Annotated in this window: 14 protein-coding genes; 9 read left to right on the top strand and 5 right to left on the bottom strand. The window is 51.6% G+C overall.

What is annotated here, in order from left to right; translation table 11 throughout:
• Positions 1-393: 393 nt before the first annotated feature.
• The 4 genes from F3J40_RS08710 (at position 394) to F3J40_RS08695 (ending at position 6,198) form a co-directional block, all read left to right on the top strand.
• The gene (locus F3J40_RS08710; protein ID WP_167013750.1) at positions 394-2,823 is read left to right on the top strand and encodes a membrane-bound PQQ-dependent dehydrogenase, glucose/quinate/shikimate family; all 2,430 of its coding nucleotides are present in this window, start codon (positions 394-396) and stop codon (positions 2,821-2,823) included.
• A gap of 82 nt (positions 2,824-2,905) precedes the next feature.
• On the top strand, positions 2,906-3,730 hold the full coding sequence (locus F3J40_RS08705) for a sugar phosphate isomerase/epimerase family protein (protein ID WP_167013748.1): 825 nt from the start codon (positions 2,906-2,908) through the stop codon (positions 3,728-3,730).
• Between the two features lie 108 nt (positions 3,731-3,838).
• The gene (gene iolE, locus F3J40_RS08700) at positions 3,839-4,753 is read left to right on the top strand and encodes a myo-inosose-2 dehydratase (protein ID WP_167013746.1); all 915 of its coding nucleotides are present in this window, start codon (positions 3,839-3,841) and stop codon (positions 4,751-4,753) included.
• Between the two features lie 14 nt (positions 4,754-4,767).
• On the top strand, positions 4,768-6,198 hold the full coding sequence (locus tag F3J40_RS08695) for a sugar porter family MFS transporter (protein WP_167013745.1): 1,431 nt from the start codon (positions 4,768-4,770) through the stop codon (positions 6,196-6,198).
• Between the two features lie 179 nt (positions 6,199-6,377).
• Here F3J40_RS08695 and F3J40_RS08690 read toward each other — a convergent pair whose 3' ends face one another.
• Positions 6,378-7,577, bottom strand: a complete 1,200-nt coding sequence (locus F3J40_RS08690) for an RNA-guided endonuclease InsQ/TnpB family protein (RefSeq protein WP_167013743.1) — start codon at positions 7,575-7,577, stop codon at positions 6,378-6,380.
• 60 nt (positions 7,578-7,637) lie between these two features.
• Between F3J40_RS08690 and tnpA the strand changes: the two genes are divergently transcribed.
• From tnpA to F3J40_RS08675, 3 genes are all read left to right on the top strand, one after another.
• Positions 7,638-8,039, top strand: coding sequence for an IS200/IS605 family transposase (gene tnpA, locus F3J40_RS08685; RefSeq protein WP_370659855.1), 402 nt, complete (start codon positions 7,638-7,640; stop codon positions 8,037-8,039).
• A 230-nt stretch (positions 8,040-8,269) separates the two neighbouring features.
• Positions 8,270-9,385 (top strand): metallophosphoesterase, encoded by a 1,116-nt coding sequence (locus F3J40_RS08680; protein WP_167013738.1) that lies wholly within the window; start codon positions 8,270-8,272, stop codon positions 9,383-9,385.
• Between the two features lie 376 nt (positions 9,386-9,761).
• Positions 9,762-10,589, top strand: a complete 828-nt coding sequence (locus tag F3J40_RS08675; protein WP_167013736.1) for a radical SAM/SPASM domain-containing protein — start codon at positions 9,762-9,764, stop codon at positions 10,587-10,589.
• Between the two features lie 118 nt (positions 10,590-10,707).
• On the opposite strand, the gene F3J40_RS08670 is transcribed toward F3J40_RS08675, so the two are convergent.
• On the bottom strand, positions 10,708-11,631 hold the full coding sequence (locus tag F3J40_RS08670) for a Gfo/Idh/MocA family protein (RefSeq protein WP_167013734.1): 924 nt from the start codon (positions 11,629-11,631) through the stop codon (positions 10,708-10,710).
• A 317-nt stretch (positions 11,632-11,948) separates the two neighbouring features.
• Here F3J40_RS08670 and yefM point away from each other — a divergent pair, with 317 nt between their 5' ends.
• Positions 11,949-12,200: a YoeB-YefM toxin-antitoxin system antitoxin YefM gene (yefM, locus tag F3J40_RS08665; RefSeq protein ID WP_167013732.1), complete on the top strand. Its 252-nt coding sequence runs from the start codon at positions 11,949-11,951 to the stop codon at positions 12,198-12,200.
• A complete protein-coding gene (locus F3J40_RS08660; protein WP_167013730.1) occupies positions 12,197-12,451 on the top strand; it encodes a Txe/YoeB family addiction module toxin in 255 nt (84 codons plus the stop codon). The genes yefM and F3J40_RS08660 overlap by 4 nt, the downstream gene beginning before the upstream one ends.
• Before the next feature lie 109 nt (positions 12,452-12,560).
• Here F3J40_RS08660 and solL read toward each other — a convergent pair whose 3' ends face one another.
• Genes solL through F3J40_RS08645 form a run of 3 tightly spaced genes read right to left on the bottom strand, consistent with a single transcriptional unit; the run spans position 12,561 to position 15,876 of the window.
• Positions 12,561-13,994: a solanimycin export family MATE transporter SolL gene (gene solL / locus F3J40_RS08655; protein WP_167013728.1), complete on the bottom strand. Its 1,434-nt coding sequence runs from the start codon at positions 13,992-13,994 to the stop codon at positions 12,561-12,563.
• 46 nt (positions 13,995-14,040) lie between these two features.
• On the bottom strand, positions 14,041-14,583 hold the full coding sequence (locus F3J40_RS08650) for a MaoC/PaaZ C-terminal domain-containing protein (RefSeq protein ID WP_167013726.1): 543 nt from the start codon (positions 14,581-14,583) through the stop codon (positions 14,041-14,043).
• Between the two features lie 27 nt (positions 14,584-14,610).
• Positions 14,611-15,876 (bottom strand): glycosyltransferase, encoded by a 1,266-nt coding sequence (locus F3J40_RS08645; RefSeq protein ID WP_167013724.1) that lies wholly within the window; start codon positions 15,874-15,876, stop codon positions 14,611-14,613.
• Positions 15,877-15,903 lie beyond the last annotated feature (27 nt).

Here is a 15,903-nt window from a genome sequence, read left to right as displayed (position 1 = left end):
TGTAGCAACATCAAGCCCGTTCTGATTTGAGGATTGCAACCTGCCCCTTTTCGTGAAGCCACTGTCTCAATTTCCCCTTCAACGCTATCTAGCCAAATACTGACTATTGAGTCATTTTGTCTCAAATGCAGAAGCAAAAAAGAGCCACAGCAATGATCGCATGCTACCCGCAGCACGATTCATGCACTTCTTTAGAGCATACAGTTCATTGCAAGGCGTTATTGAAACAAAAATTCGATTTACGTCTCAGTTTTGATCATCTTTCGTTGTGCTTGTTATCGGTAATGATCTATTTTGTCTCTGATGCATTTATTAATGTATCAATAAGAGTCAAAATGCGGCATCTGTTGATACCTCATGGATAACAATGGCAAGTCAGTGGAAGAAGAAAAAATGAGAAAATCTGTTTGGCTACTGGGTGCGCTGGGCGCACTGGTGACTATTGCGGGGGCAGCACTGGCAGCAGGCGGTGTGTATCTCGCGGTACTAGGGGGAGCCTGGTTCTACTTATTCGCAGGGATTTTATTGTGCATCATGGGCTACGGGCTGCTGCGCAGGCGTTTTTTTGCCTGGCCGGTGGCGCTGGTACTGGCGCTCTACAGCGTAGTGTGGGCGTGGTGGGAAATTGGTGATGACTTTTGGCAATTTTTACCGCGCGTCACGGTGTTCCTCGGTTTCGCCATACTGGCGTCGGTGTGTGTGCCGTGGCTAAGCCGTAAAAATGGTCTGCCGGTACCTAAGAAGTCGGCTTTCGCCACGGCGGGTGCCTTCTTGATTGCCCTGGTCGCGCTGATCAGTGGCATTTTTGTACCCCATGCGGAAGTCACCGCCTCCGGGGAAGCCGCGCCGGTGATTAATCCTCAGGCCGGTCACGAGGGGGGCAACGACTGGTCAGCCTGGGGGCGTAATACCCTCGGCGAAAAATATGTCCAGTTTGACCAGATCAACAAAAGCAATGTTAAGGACCTGAAAGTTGCCTGGACCTATCGTACCGGCGACATGGCGGTTGATGGTGCCGAATATCAGGTTACGCCTTTGAAAGTGGCTGACACGGTTTATCTCTGTACTCCGCTCAGCAAAGTGATTGCGGTTGATGCCACCACGGGCAAGGAGAAGTGGCGTTTCGATCCACATCCGGAAATCTTTGAAAGCGACAAAGGCTGGAAACGCTGCCGTGGGGTTGGCTATGCCGATCTTGACCAGTTAGCGGCTAAAAAGCCCGCCTCTGGCGAGGTGGCTGATACGGCTGTTTCTACAGCGGCCACTTGTCGCAAACGCATCATTGAAACCACCATTGATGCCCGCATTGTGGCGCTGGATGCCGAAACCGGAAAACTGTGTGAAGACTTTGGTAACGGCGGCTATGTCGATCTGACAGTGAACATGCCGGCTGACGCCAAAGGCGGGCAGCAGGGGAGCTATAACGTGACCTCTGCGCCACTGGTGGCCGATGGCGTGATCATGGTGGGTGGACGTCTGAACGATAACCTCACCGTGGGCGAGCCTGGCGGCGTGGTCCGTGGATATGATGTGGTCAGCGGTAAGATCCTGTGGGCCTGGGATGCGAAACGCGGTGCCAGCGACAGCAGCCCGCTGCCCGCGGGTGAGACTTACCCGCGTGAAACGCCTAACTTCTGGGGTACGGCCGCTTACGATCCTAAACTGGGTCTGGCCTATTTCCCGACGGGCAACCAGACACCTGACTTCTGGACCGGCGATCGCCATCCTTACTCGAACGAGTATACCGATGCCATCGTGGCGGTAGACCTGAAAACCGGCAAGGAGCGTTGGCACTTCCGTACTGCCAACATTGACCAGTTTGACTACGACGTGTCTACACAGCCGATTTTGTACGACATGCCGCAGAGGGATGGCACAACCCTGCCGGTGATCATCCAGGGCACGAAACGCAGCCAGATCTTTGTGCTGGATCGCCGTACCGGAAAGCCGGTTTACCCGGTAGAGCAGCGTAAAGTGCCGACCGATGTGATGCCAGGCATGCAGGTCTCTGAAACCCAACCGTATTCCGCGCTCTCCGTGGGCGTTGATAAGCTGAAAGAGTCTGACATGTGGGGAGCCACGATCTTCGACCAGCTCTACTGCCGCATCCAGTTTAAGAAACTGCGCTATGAAGGTGAGTGGACACCGCTTTCGGATAAGCAGGACACACTGATTTGGCCTGGCTATTACGGCGGCCAGAACTGGGGCAGCATGGCGATCAACCCGGCCACCGGCACCCTCTATGTGAATGACATTCGCATGGCGATGGTGGGGCGTTTCCTGTCTCGTGAGGAAGCAGCAAAAGGTGGCCTGAAGCCGTCAACTGAAGGCGAATACTCCGAGCAGAAGGGCACGCCGTGGGGCGTGGAACGCGGTATGTTCCTGTCACCACTGGGTACGCCATGCTTTAAACCGCCGTTCGGTTCACTGACCGCCATTGACCTGGCGAATAATAAAGTGAAATGGCAGGTGCCGCTTGGTGGGATCCAGGATGCGACAATCCACAATAACTTCTTACCGAAAGAGGGCATTGTGCCCAACCTGTACATCCCGCTGGGCATGCCGAACCTCGGTGGTCCGCTGGTCACGGCGGGTGGCTTGAGCTTCTTCCACGGCACGCTGGACTATTACCTGCGCGCGTTCGATAACGATACCGGCAAAGAAGTCTGGCGCACCCGTCTGCCTGTCGGCGGCCAGGGCACGCCAATGAGCTATATCGGCAAGGATGGTAAGCAGTACATCGTGGTGGTGGATGGCGGTGCGACGCGAACCGGCACCAACAAAAATCGCGGCGATTACGTTATTGCCTACGCCTTACCCTAAATAGTCTGTTAAATGGCGCTCTGCCTGTGCAGAGCGCCTGACGAAAACATACGATTATTATCTGCATACTATGGTGATTATTATGCTGACCTCTTTACACGGTATTTCGACCAGCCACGGCAATTTAATAACTGATGTACGCCTTGCTAAAGAGGCGGGCTTCGATGCGTTAGAAATATTTTATCCAAAGCTGGTGCGTTATTTAGAAAATGGCGGTACGACGCAGGAAATAAAACACATTATTGCGGATGCCGGACTTTCTATTTCTTTTCTCAGCGCGCTGGACAGAATTGAACGGCATCAGGGCAGTGAAAAACAGCAGCTGCTGGCTGAAGCGGAAAAGATCACCCGTGAAGCCGTTGAGCTGGGCACGGACACCGTCATGGTATTGCCGCGTAACGGGATTGACCACTTTTCTGATGAAAAGATCATGGACATCATGAGTGAAAATATTGCGGCTATTGCCGCCATCGGTGAACAGCACGGTATTCGCTATATGATTGAGCTGCCCGCTTTCACTAAATTCCGTACGCTGAGCCAGGCGCGGGAAGTGATCCGCCGCATTGGTAAGAGGAATGTCGGTGTGGTGGTGGATTTTTGGCACTTCTACGCCGCTGGCGCAACACCAGAGGAGGTCGCGAAGATGGATAAAACGATGATTTTTGGGGTGCACTTCGGCGACGGTCGCGTGCCGCACAGCCCTGATGAACCCTGGGATGAAACGGTATTACGCGACTGCATACCCGGCGAAGGGGAAATTGATCTGCGCGCCTGGTCAGAAGCCGTTAAATCCACCGGATATAACGGAGCCTGGTCGATTGAATTAATTAGCCCGCGCTTATGGGAACGGGATCCCGCGTGGTTAACAAAGGAACTGCTAGCCTCTATTAAGAAACACGCTTTTTAATTTAAAAAACATCAGATTTTGGGTGATAACAATCATTGTTAATTAATCACTTCGGATGGTTATCGCCTTTATTACCTCCCTGCATCAATGAGTGACTGAGAGAACAATATGAATAAAACGATCAAAGCTCCGCGCTTATCAGTGAAAGTGGCCATCAGTCCGCTTTCCTGGGCCAATGAAGTGATTGAAGAGTTTGGCAAAGATGCCACAGCGGATATCTGCCTGACGGGTGCCCAGGCAGCAGGTTATGAGGGCGTCGAGATGAGCCGCTTATTTCCCCGTAATCCAGACGAACTGAATCTGCTGTTATCGGGTTATCACCTCTCCCTTGCCTCCGGCTGGCACAGCGGCTTTCTGGCTGAGCGCAGCGTGGATGAAGAGCTGAGTGCGGTGCATGAGTTTGCCACACTGCTGCAAAAAACCGGATCGCAGGTGATGGTGTATGGCGAGTGTGCCGCAATGGCAGATAACGCGCTGGATGTCCCCATGTCCCGCCGCCGCCGCTTGAACCCAGAGCAGATGGCCGCCTATGGCGCACGTCTGACCAAATTCGCCAGTAAGCTGGCACAGCGCTACGGCCTGGCGTTGGCGTACCACCACCACCTGATGATGGTGGTGGAAACGCAGGATGAAATCCGCCAACTGATGGCGGCAACCGGTGATGAAGTTGGCCTGCTGCTGGATACCGGGCATGCGCTGACCGGTGGATTCAGTTATGTCGATCTGATCACCGAGTTTGGCCCACGTATTAAGCACATCCATCTGAAAGATGTACGCACGCCAATACTGGACACCGTACGCAGCAACGATCTCTCTTTCAACGAGGCGGTTCGGGCCGGCATGTTTAGCATCCCCGGAGACGGCGCGATCGACTTCCTGCCGCTGGTCGAGTTCATTAATGACTCTGGTTATGCGGGCTGGGTGGTAGTGGAAGCTGAGCAGGACCCTTCACTCGAACGTCCGGAGATCACCGTAGCCAGAGCTCGTGACTGGCTCAGCACTGTCCTGCCTGGCCGAGCATAACGGAGAGCAATATCATGTCTTATCAGCACAAGTTTAATGCTCGGTATGTGTATATGCTTTGCCTGGCAGCAGCCGCTGGCGGATTTATGTTTGGTTACTCCGAAGGGGTGATTGCCGCTACGCTGGAGTCGATTCAGAAGGTCTTCGGGCTGAGCTCAATGGAAACCGGCTGGGCAGTGTCCAGCATCATCTTCGGTGGCGTCATCGGTGCACTGACCGCCGGAAAAATGGCGGATAAAACCGGCCGCAAACCGGTGATGCTGGTCAGCGCCATCCTGTTCGTCATCACGTCTTATCTCTCCGCCGCAGCCCATTCGTTTACGCTGTTTACCGGCGCACGGTTGATATGTGGCATCGCGGTGGGGCTGGCGGCGACAGTCACACCCATGTATATCTCTGAAATTTCGCCGGCCAAAATGCGCGGGAAAGCCACCGGTACTTACGACCTCTCTATTGTAGCCGGGGTGCTGGCGGTATTTACCGTCAACTATCTGATTGCGCGTGGCATGCCGCAGGCATGGATGGTAGAAACCGGTTGGCGCATCATGATGGCGGTACAGCTGGTGCCATCGCTGGCAATGTTGGTCTTGATCATTTTGGTTCCTGAGTCACCGCACTGGTGTGTCCGGCATAACCGCAGCGAGCAGGCGATCAAAGTGCTTTCGCGTATCTATCCGGAGTTCAATCAGGAAGAGGCGCGCCTGCTGTTTCAGCTGCCATCGTCTGCTGGCAAAAAATCCACCACGGCGCGCAAGGGCGTGATGCCGGAAAATCCGGTATTGCGCTATATCCTGGTGGTTGGGGTAGCGATTGCCGTTCTGCAGCAGTTTACCGGCATCAACGTCATCAACTACTACACGCCGATGATGCTGGAAGGCACCACCAGTAATAAAGACATTATCTTCTTCGAGACCATTTTTGTGGCCTTGCTCAATGGTGTTGGCGCGTTTATCGGCATGCACCTGTTTGACCATTATGGCCGCCTGCCGATCATGAAGATGGGTACCGTAGGGGCCATCACCGGGCTGCTGATCGCCTCCTGGGGTCTGTATACCAATGATGTCGGTTATATCGCCATTAGCGGCATCCTGATCTTTACCTTGTTCTTTGGCATGGGGTGGGGCGCAGGTGCCTGGGTGATGATCTCGGAAATTTTCCCGGACAGAATCCGCGAATCCAGCATGGGATTGGCCGTGGGCCTGATGTGGGTCACCAACTTCCTGATCACGCTGGTGTTCCCAATCGTTAACGACAATGCCTGGTTGCAGGAGCAGTTCCATGGCGCATTCTCCATGTGGATCTTTGTGGTGTTCAACGCGTTCTGTTACTGGTTCTTGTCGCGCTATGTGCCGGAAACCCGCGGTATCGCACTGGAAGATATCGAAAAGGTCGCGGAAGCGAAGATGCTGAAAAATACGCTGTCGGTGCAGACGGAGAAAGTCTGATCCCACGGAAATTTCCCGTATTACGCCTGTCATCTGCCAGGCTCTCCGTTGGCAGATGATCTTTATTGCGGCCAAAATCGGGATGCTGAATGCAAAGAACATTGACATCCTCCCCCACCTTCACGCTGCGCGACTCAGGAGGGGGATTCCCATTACAGGGCGACTCACTGATCACTCAGTTATCTGGTTCCTGTTGCTGACGGCATTGATGCACCGTTCACTTCACAGGCTAAAACGGCATGTCCTGCCGCTAAAATATTACGCGCGCCGTTTATATCCGCGTTCTCTTTGTAGCCGCACGCCAGACAAACAAAACGCGATTGTGATTTGCGATTTTCTTTTGACGTGTGACCACAACATGCACATTTCTGGCTGGTGTAAGCCGGGTTTATCGCTAACACCTGACCGCCTCGCCAGGATTGCTTGTACTCAAGCTGGCGGCGTAATTCGTACCAGCCCTGATCTAATATCGCCTTGTTCAGACCTGATTTAGCCGCAACATTGCGCCCCGGCTTGTCTGTTGTCCCTGCCGCCGATTTTGAGAGGTTAGACACCTTCAAATCCTCAATAACGATCATCGCGTGGTTTTTGCTGATTGTTGTTGTGACTTTTTGAAGGTAATCGCGGCGAGTATCTGCGATTTGAGTATGCAGCTTTTGAATTTTACGCTTTTGCTTTTTCCAGTTACTACTGAACTTAACTTTACGACTCAGTTTGCGTTGTAGTTTCGCCAGCTTTTCCTGACTCGCTTTGAGACTGTTAACTGGCGTGAAAACTGTCCCATCTGACAACGTCGCGAGCTTAGAAATGCCAGCATCTAAGCCAACCATTGAGGTGGATGGATGCTTTGGTGACGCTACTTCAAACTCAACCTGAAAAGAGATAAACCAGTGCTCGCCTTTTTGGGTGATTGTCGCATTTTTAACATTCCCGGCAATTTCTCTCGACTGGCGAAATTTAATCCAGCCCAAACCTGACGGCATTTTCACTCTGCGGGCACGCAGTTCACAGTATTTGTTGAAGTTAACAAACCGGATTGAGTCACGACCGTCTGATTTTTTCTTAAATACTGGCGCGTTGGCTGCAAGTTTCTTATCGAAACAACGCTTCCAGGCAGTGTGTAAGTCTTTCAGTTTTTGCTGGAGGTTGTCCGTATAGCCTTCCGCGAGAAATGCCATGTCTTCCTGCTTCTTCCACGCGGTAAGCAGTTTGCTGAGGTCAAAGTAAGAAGGGATCTTATTTCCAGAATCCAGAAGCCTCTTTGTTTCCGCAAGCCCGTAATTCCAGACAAATCGAGCACAGCCGCATAACTGGCGCAATCTCAGCGCCTGAATATCGGTTGGCTCGAGTCTGAATTTAAAGGCTTTCTGGATTAACATTATCATTCAGTATGTAGTAACATTTAGGCTAATCTAATGTATAAATCCACAGGTAGTCAAGTGAAGAACGAGTTTAATCGTAGCCGTCATGCCGCCTTTCTTCTGCATGTTCACATTGTGTTTGTAACTAAGTATCGGCGCAAGGTTTTTGGCGAATTGCATATCAATAGCGCACGTCAGTATGTATCTGAGGTTTGTACTGAGTTTGGTGCTGAATTAAAAGAGTGTGACGGCGAGGCAGACCATCTTCACATGTTGATTGAATACCCGCCTACAGTGCAGATCACGAAGTTAGTAAATTCACTCAAAGCAGTCACCAGCAGGCGACTGAGAAATGAATATCTTGACCTACGCGCCGCCTATAGCAAGCCTGTACTCTGGTCGCGCAGCTACTTTGCGGGTTCATGCGGAGGTGCCCCATTGGAAGTCGTAAAAAAATACATTCAAAACCAACGGGGCTAAAAGCGCGGGCTTTTCAAGCTCGTCCAAATTCCCCTCCCTCCTTCATCGGAGGGAGCACCCTTTGGAAAATCAGGTGGGCCTGAGATGCAAAACCCGTAGATAACCTGAAGGGGTATTCTGGCCGTTTTGCACGGCCAGAATACCTTATATCAGGATGATGTATTGGGGATCATCGGGTTAAATCCTGTACCATGCGTGATACGTTATGTTGATCAACAGGGCAGAGAGTCATGTTCCATCTCATTTTCAGCATACCGAGTTGGTATGTTATCGCACGCTTCCTTTTTCCATTAGCCATCCCACTCGGCTTAAAAATCGTCTTGTCTTTGCTGGTGTTGCTGGCTTCCCAGTACCTGTTAATCAGCCGGTTTACGCCGGGCGGAATCTTCTCTCCTGAGATGCCGCGAGCCGTTACTATCCTGTTCAACTGGGCATTTGGCGCGGTTTTGCTGCTCGCGTTTATGCAATTACTCGTCGATGTGGTGACGGTACTTTCACTGCTGGTAAGGCATCCGTTGACGATTGCCCCAGGGGGGCGTTATGTGATCGCGCTTGTTGCAATGGTCATCTCGGCGGTGGGGGTTCATCAGGCCATCCGCGTGCCGCCGGTCAAAGAGGTGACGATCAAAATAGAGGATCTTCCGCGCGAATTTGAGGGCTACCAGCTGCTGCAGTTGACCGACCTGCACATCACCAAACTCTTCAACGCCAAATGGACCACTGCCGTGGTGAACAAGGCGATGGCGCTGAACGCCGATCTGATTTTGGTAACTGGCGATGTGATTGACGGAACGGTGGAAAATCGCATCAACGACGTAGCACCCTTACGCGGTTTGCATGCACCAGACGGCGTATTTGCTATCACCGGGAATCACGAATACTTTTTCGAACAGCAACGATGGACTGAGCATCTCGCAACTTTAGGGCTAAAACCCTTGCTCAACAGCCACACAACGATCAAACGCGGCGATGCCGAATTAGTGATTGCAGGTTTGCCCGACACCTCAGCGTCCCGCAGAGAGGCTACCGGCCCTGACCTTGAGAAAGCATTGCAGGGAAGCCCCGCTGATGCCCCAGTGATACTGCTTGATCATCAACCTAAAAATGCCCGTAACAACGCGACGAAAAAAGTGGATTTGCAGCTCTCCGGTCATACGCACGGCGGACTGATTCTGGGTTTTGACAGGCTGTTTGTTAAACCCAATGCGGGTTTTGTCTCAGGGCTTTATGAGGTTGATGGCATGCAGCTGTATGTAAATAACGGCACCGCACTCTGGCCTGGAATGGCAATAAGATTGGGACGTCCTTCAGAACTCACGCGCATAACATTGCAGCGCAAAAAGTAAAATACAGGCCTCTTTTGGAGGCCCATCGAATATCCGCTGGCGGCACACAAACCGTGATACCTTACCATGCAAAAAACACTCAAAGTCTTGTGCAGGGCTGAAACGACAAAACCGCCCAAAGGCGGTTTTGTCTGAAAGGGATGGTCCTGCTAAACAGGACCAGAACGAACCTGGTGTCATCACCGATATGGTCGTCGGGAGAGGACGCTAGCCCAGGGCTGCGTGGCAATTTTATCAATCCCGCAGGGATAGTAAAAGAGATAATAGGGCGTAAAGAGTAATGTCGGCTTAATAAATTTTAAATTCTAATACCGGTTGTTTTTCATCTCGCGGAAGGGTGTAATAGGAAAAATCCTAAACCGCATTGGGAGGGCAGATGAAATTACCGTTAATTTTAAACCCTTTGTATCGGATACTTGCGCAAAACACCCCTGAAACGATAAAGCCTACGCTGAGGGGGTGGTACAACCTGCTGAACAAAATCGTCACCTACGGCTTCTTTAACCGGGATATATTTACCGCCATTGATTTTGAAATAAACTCTCATTGCAATTTAGAGTGTAGCTATTGTCCCACCTCTTTTGAGGGAGGAAGAGGGACTAAGTATATGGATGAACTGATGTTCAGGAAGGTGATTGACGATCTCGCGACCATTAATTATTCAGGCCGCATATCGCCGCATTTTTTTGGCGAACCCTTGTTGGATGAGAGGCTGCCGAGGTTGATGGCCTATGCAAGAGAAAAGCTCCCCAAATGCCAGATAATCATACATACCAATGGCATTCGGCTAAGCAAGACAACGTATGATGAGTGTATGGCTGCTGGGGTTACGGGGTTCCTCGTCACACAACACACACCAAAAATGCCAAGAAACGTTCAGCGTTTGGTGGAAGAAAAATATGCTAAACATGGAACACTAAAGGTGAGAACCCTTGATAACTTAACGCTTTTCAACAGAAGTGGAAGCGTCGAACCTAAAAAATCAAGAAAGTTAAAACGATGCTTTTATATTTCAGATGAAATCTCCGTCACGCATTTAGGCAATGTCCTTTGCACTAACGATTTCCATGAAACAACCTCTTTCGGCAACGTCAAAGAAAAAAGCATCATCGAAATCTGGCGTAGCAATGAGTTCAGGAAAATGAGAAAGGATGTGATGAAAGGCAAGTTTGAGCTTGAGATGTGTAAATCTTGCATAAGTTAAATCATGATGTACTGGTCGTTGAACACAAAAAACCGTTCGTATTCTTATAAGAGGGTCACTGTTTTAAATCAGTGACCCTCTCACTGCATGTTAATTGATGTCCGCAGTTAAAGGCGATTTACCCTTTATGCGCATCGAGCCATAATTTTTCGACCACCCGTTGCGCAATAAGCGCCTGATCACCGCTTATCAGAGGCGCTGTCTGATTTTCGGCACAGCGAATGAAATGTAATGCACAACCCACAAAACCGCGCAGCTCTAGCGTACTCTGCCAGCCCGGAACAGGGTCTATAATCAGCTTCCCTTCCTGTTCGCACTGCCAGTCACGCATCTCACTGATTTGATACAGCGCACCGTTATCCACCACAGAAATACGTTCAGCCTGACTGCCAGCGTTGCGGTGCATGCTGGTTGTCACTTGTATATTATCTACCGTGAAATGATGTTCGGCATACACCAGGCATCCCTGGTCATTGACTTGAAGGGTACCACTTTTCAATGTGCCAGCTCCGCCGCTCAGCCAAAGCGCGCTATCCAGCACATGCAGATAGTCGTCTAGCAGCGTGAATCTTGCATCTTCGGGTCCAATATTGTTGCTTCGATGTTTGTCCATGCGTATCGAAGCCGGTTGTTGAAGCGCAGCCTGTAGCTGGAGATAACGCGGCGCAAAACGGCGATTAAAAGCCACCATCAGTTTGCGGCCTGACTTCGCTGCCAGCTCTACCAGCTGTTCCGCCTCACTTAACGTAGCCGCCAGTGGCTTATCAACGCAGACATCCTTACCCGCCCGCAGAAGCTTATCGATTATCGTAAAATGACTTGCTGTGCTGCTATGCACAAAAACGGCATCACTGGCCTCTGCGAGCGCATCTAGCGATGAAAAAAGCGGTATGCGGTAGCGATCGCAGACGGGCTGCGCCTTTTGTAAATTTGGAGAAAATGCCCCAGCGACCTGCCAACTGTCAGTACAGGTGATCACTGGCAGCCAGGCTTTTTGCGCAATCGCACCCAAACCGACAATACCTACGCGTAGTTTACTCATCTTGATATCTCTCTGGATTCTGCTCAATGACAGGATAGCAACTTTACATTCAGCGGCTGTAGTCGCGAACCTGTTTGCCGGGCCTTATTATCGACCCGGCTTCCATCGCCACTTTTTAACGGGTTCGCGATGATTGGTGGCTTAGTTCAGCCACAGTTCGTCGGGCGCTAATGCCCCCCAACTGTCTTCGGTAAAAGCCAGCAGCGTGTAAAATGCCCTGCTTAAGCTTTAAGGGGGAATCTTGTGTCGGAAGAGGGATAAGTATATTGTGAGCAAGAACTGTTGTACAATTACATGTACAAATGCTGGAGGTGTATATGAGAACAGTAAGTTACAGTGAAGCACGACAAAACCTGTCTACAACGATGATTCAAACTGTTGAAGACAGGGCGCCAATCCTTATTACCCGCCAGAACGGGGAGTCGTGTGTGTTGATGTCCCTTGAGGAATATAATTCGCTCGAAGAAACTGCCTATCTGCTGCGTTCTCCGAAGAATGCGCGCAGGCTGATGGATTCGATTGAAAGCCTGAAAAACGGTGATGGTGTGGAAAGGAATCTTATTGAGTGAAACTGACATGGTCTGCGGAAGCATGGGAAGATTATCTTTACTGGCAGGAAACGGACAAAAAAACCGTTAAAAAAATAAACGAGCTTATTAAGGATGCCAGCAGGACGCCTTTTGACGGAAAGGGAAAGCCAGAGCCTCTGAAGCACAATTTGGCGGGATTCTGGTCCCGTCGAATCACGGCAGAGCACCGGCTTGTATATGCTGTAGGCGATGATGCCCTACTGATCGCATCCTGCCGTTACCACTACTGACCATTGTCTTACTGCACTGTTAGCCATTGCCCCGTAAACCTTCACCTACCGCCGGTAACGGCGTGACAGCAAGACGCTGCCACGCACCGGTTTCCCTGCTATCAAACGACTAAACAGACGGGGCATCAGCCGGGGTTACCATCTCCCCTTGGGGAGCCTTTTCAGGCTGGTTTACCAGACTTGCACGTTGCCAGTCCGTGCGTACAAACAGAATAACGGCCACCACCGCGATCAGCAGGTTGGTGATCGGAAACGCATACCACAGGCCGGAGATGCCGAGCGAGGTTGAGTGCGAGAGCACCCAGGCCAGTGGAATCAGCACCACCCATTGCGAAACCAGTGCCAGTGTCATGGTCGTCATGGTGCGTCCCATCGCGCGGAAAGCGCCGTTAATCACCATCTGTAACCCGATAAGACCGTAACTGGGGGCAATGATATGCAGAAAATGGCTGCCCTGTGCGATCACCTGCGCCTGATGGGGCACGAAGAAGGCCACAATCTCGGAGGCAAAAATAAATGCGCACAGCCCCACCAGCGTCAACGCGATAAAGGCGATCATGGCACTTAAACGCCCGATTGCCTGCGCCCGCCTGAAATGGCCTGCGCCAATGTTTTGGCCCACCAGCGTTGCCGTCGCTATCGACATACCAATCGCCGGAACAATCACCAATGCATTGATGTTGTTGACCACGCCGTAAGCGGCCGTCACGGTGGTTCCCAGCACGGCAACCAGCGCCACCATTCCGCTGGCGCTCAAGGCATGCGCACAAAGCTCAATAGATGCTGGTACCCCAAGTCGCAGGACTGACTTTAAGAGATCGAGGCGAGGTCTCATGGCCCGAAAATGGACGCTGAGCACAACAAAGCGTGAATGTAATACGACAAGCCCAGCCACCATGGCGATGCCCTGACTGATCAGCGTCGCGATGGCCGCACCCGTTACCCCAAAGGCGGGGAGTGCCCCCCAACCATAGATCAGTAACGGATCCAGAACCGCATTCAGGATCAGGGTTCCCAGTGTGATCATTAAGGGGATGCGGACTTCACCTGCGCCTCTCATCAGTGACTGCAACATCGCAAACCCAAAGGTAAAGACCATGCCGCTGACGATCACCCGCAGAAAACTCAGCGCCAACGCGAAGATATCATCTTGCGTGCCCAGCGTTCGCAGCAGCGCGGGCGACAGCATATAAGCACCTGCGGAAATCGGGATACCGAACAGCAGCGCCAACATGAAGACCTGCGATGCAATAGTATTCGCCTCATGATGCTTGTTAGCGCCGATATACTGTGCAACCAGCGTCGCTCCCGCAACGCTAAAGCCGATCCCCAGGGCAAAAACGAGAAAAACGATCGGCTGACTGACCGATATCGCGGCAACGGCTTTGTCTCCCAGACGGCCAACCCAGAAAGCATCCACCATGATGTAACCGGATTGCAGGAGATTCGCTACAATTACGGGGACACCAATTTGGGCCAGAGAACGCAATATTGAACCTTGAAGCAACGTATTTTTTTCGCTGCCAGAAATATCAGTGATCACGCATTGTTTCCTTAGGTTGAAAGCGACGAAGCACTTATTGTTCTGTTTAACAAGTCGCGGAGGGATCTTTTGCCCGCAAAATAAGTAAGTTGCCGACCAGCTCTTGTCGTATTTTATTATCCTGACCGATGGTTGAAATATGAATACTCACCCCGGCGCGGTCTGGACGGGCGGGAGATCGTGTGATTTCCGTGATAGTAGCGCTGATTCGCAGTCTGTCTCCAGGCCGGGTCGGCCGGTGCCAGTTAATTTTCTCCACGCCGGTGCCAATAATTCCCTGCGCCAGCGGCAGACTTTTCACCAGTAGATTCATGGTGATACTGACCGTAAGCCAACCGCTGGCCGTCAGGCCATTGAAGATAGAGTCCTTCGCCAGTTCATCGTCCATATGAAAAGGCTGAGGATCGTATTTGGACGAGAATGCCCTGATTTCATCAGCGCTGACATAATATTCATGGCTGTGAAAAACTTGTCCTACCTGGAGGGCATCCAGATGCAATCTGTCAGGAATAATATCCGTTACCTCACTGTCTGAGGCGTATTCACCGGTGTGGTTAAAATAGTCTTTTGCAGAAGTTCCGTTATACATATTCACAAACCTCTTTTATTTATTCTTTCACAGCAAACCCCAATGCTGCAGTTCCGTAATGGTGTTATCTACGCCGTTCTCAACGCTTATTTTTTGCCGGAGCGTATGCGCGCATTGAGCCACCTCCGGGGAAAAACTTTTCTGCAGGGCGTTTTCAATGTCGCCTTCCTCGATGCGTTTGACATTGAGGCTGCCGCCGCTGACCCCCAACATCTCCATCTGCCATGCCCAGTAAAACTGGTCATAGATAAAGGGCATAACGACCTGTGGTGCTCCAGCGCGCGCGGCGGCGGCTACGGTGCCACTGCCTCCGTGGTGGAATACGGTTTTCACGCGTGGGAAAAGCCATGAGTGAGACACGTTTTCCACGCAAAACACGCCCGGCAGATTGGCGGCCGCAATCAGTTCCTTATTGAGCGCCCCCCCGCCGGTCATGATTACAGCACGCAGACCTGAACGTTTAATGACGTTGATGATTTTTTGCGTCAGACTTTCGGGATCAACGCAAACCATACTGCCAAAACCGATATAAACCGGTTTCTCACCGCTGACGATGAACTGTTCCAGCGCCGGTGAAACGCCTTGTGTACTGCTCATTTCACCGGACAAGCTGCCCGCTATCTTGATGGAGGCTTCCGGCCACTCCTCTGGCCTTGGCACTAGATACGGGCTAAATGCATAAATGATTTTTCTGGAATCATAGATTTTGTCAGACCAGGGGCCGCCCCATTTCCAGGCGGGAAGCCCCAGGTTGGCCCGGCACGCCGCATAGGACTTCGCCACAAAACGCCACATCACGAGACGTAGTACTTTGCTGAGCGCGATATTGAGAAACCCCGGCAACCTGATGATGGGCTTCAGGAAAAGGGGCGGTATGGAGCGTGACGGCGTTAAAGGAGCGAAATAGAGGGAGACCACCGGGATATCAAACTTTTCCCCAACAGACAGCGCGAGGGGAACCGCCTGATTCGCAGCGATGATCAGGCGGCTACCTTGCACAGCCTCAGTGGCTTGCTCGACCCACAGCGACATCAGTTTATCGACCACACCCGACATTTTTTTCGCTGCCTTATGGGCCGAGTCACCGTTCATCAGGCCTTGTTCCACCTGACGCGCCTCGGGAAGGTCAAGATCCCATCGGTCGTACTCCAGTCCCTCGTCAGTAACGATTTTTTCGTTTCTTTCGCCCGACATGATGGCGCATTGATGCCCCATCTGTTGCAGCCGTTTACCCAGTACAATAAAGGGGCGAATGTCGCCCATAGAACCCGCCGTAAACAAGGATATTTTCATCAAACACCGCCCTTAAATGCGCGGCAA

The organism is Candidatus Pantoea multigeneris (assembly GCF_011752615.1).
Lineage (GTDB): Bacteria > Pseudomonadota > Gammaproteobacteria > Enterobacterales > Enterobacteriaceae > Pantoea > Pantoea multigeneris.
The sequence above is the reverse complement of the archived record's forward strand: the minus strand, read 5'-3'. Positions and strand labels throughout refer to the sequence as shown.

Coding starts and splice junctions, on each gene's coding strand:
- F3J40_RS08710 (WP_167013750.1), top strand. CDS start 394: ATGAGAAAATCTGTTTGGCTACTGGGTGCGCTGGGCGCACTGGTGACT.
- F3J40_RS08705 (WP_167013748.1), top strand. CDS start 2,906: ATGCTGACCTCTTTACACGGTATTTCGACCAGCCACGGCAATTTAATA.
- iolE (WP_167013746.1), top strand. CDS start 3,839: ATGAATAAAACGATCAAAGCTCCGCGCTTATCAGTGAAAGTGGCCATC.
- F3J40_RS08695 (WP_167013745.1), top strand. CDS start 4,768: ATGTCTTATCAGCACAAGTTTAATGCTCGGTATGTGTATATGCTTTGC.
- F3J40_RS08690 (WP_167013743.1), bottom strand. CDS start 7,577: ATGTTAATCCAGAAAGCCTTTAAATTCAGACTCGAGCCAACCGATATT.
- F3J40_RS08680 (WP_167013738.1), top strand. CDS start 8,270: ATGTTCCATCTCATTTTCAGCATACCGAGTTGGTATGTTATCGCACGC.
- F3J40_RS08675 (WP_167013736.1), top strand. CDS start 9,762: ATGAAATTACCGTTAATTTTAAACCCTTTGTATCGGATACTTGCGCAA.
- F3J40_RS08670 (WP_167013734.1), bottom strand. CDS start 11,631: ATGAGTAAACTACGCGTAGGTATTGTCGGTTTGGGTGCGATTGCGCAA.
- yefM (WP_167013732.1), top strand. CDS start 11,949: ATGAGAACAGTAAGTTACAGTGAAGCACGACAAAACCTGTCTACAACG.
- F3J40_RS08650 (WP_167013726.1), bottom strand. CDS start 14,583: ATGTATAACGGAACTTCTGCAAAAGACTATTTTAACCACACCGGTGAA.
- F3J40_RS08645 (WP_167013724.1), bottom strand. CDS start 15,876: ATGAAAATATCCTTGTTTACGGCGGGTTCTATGGGCGACATTCGCCCC.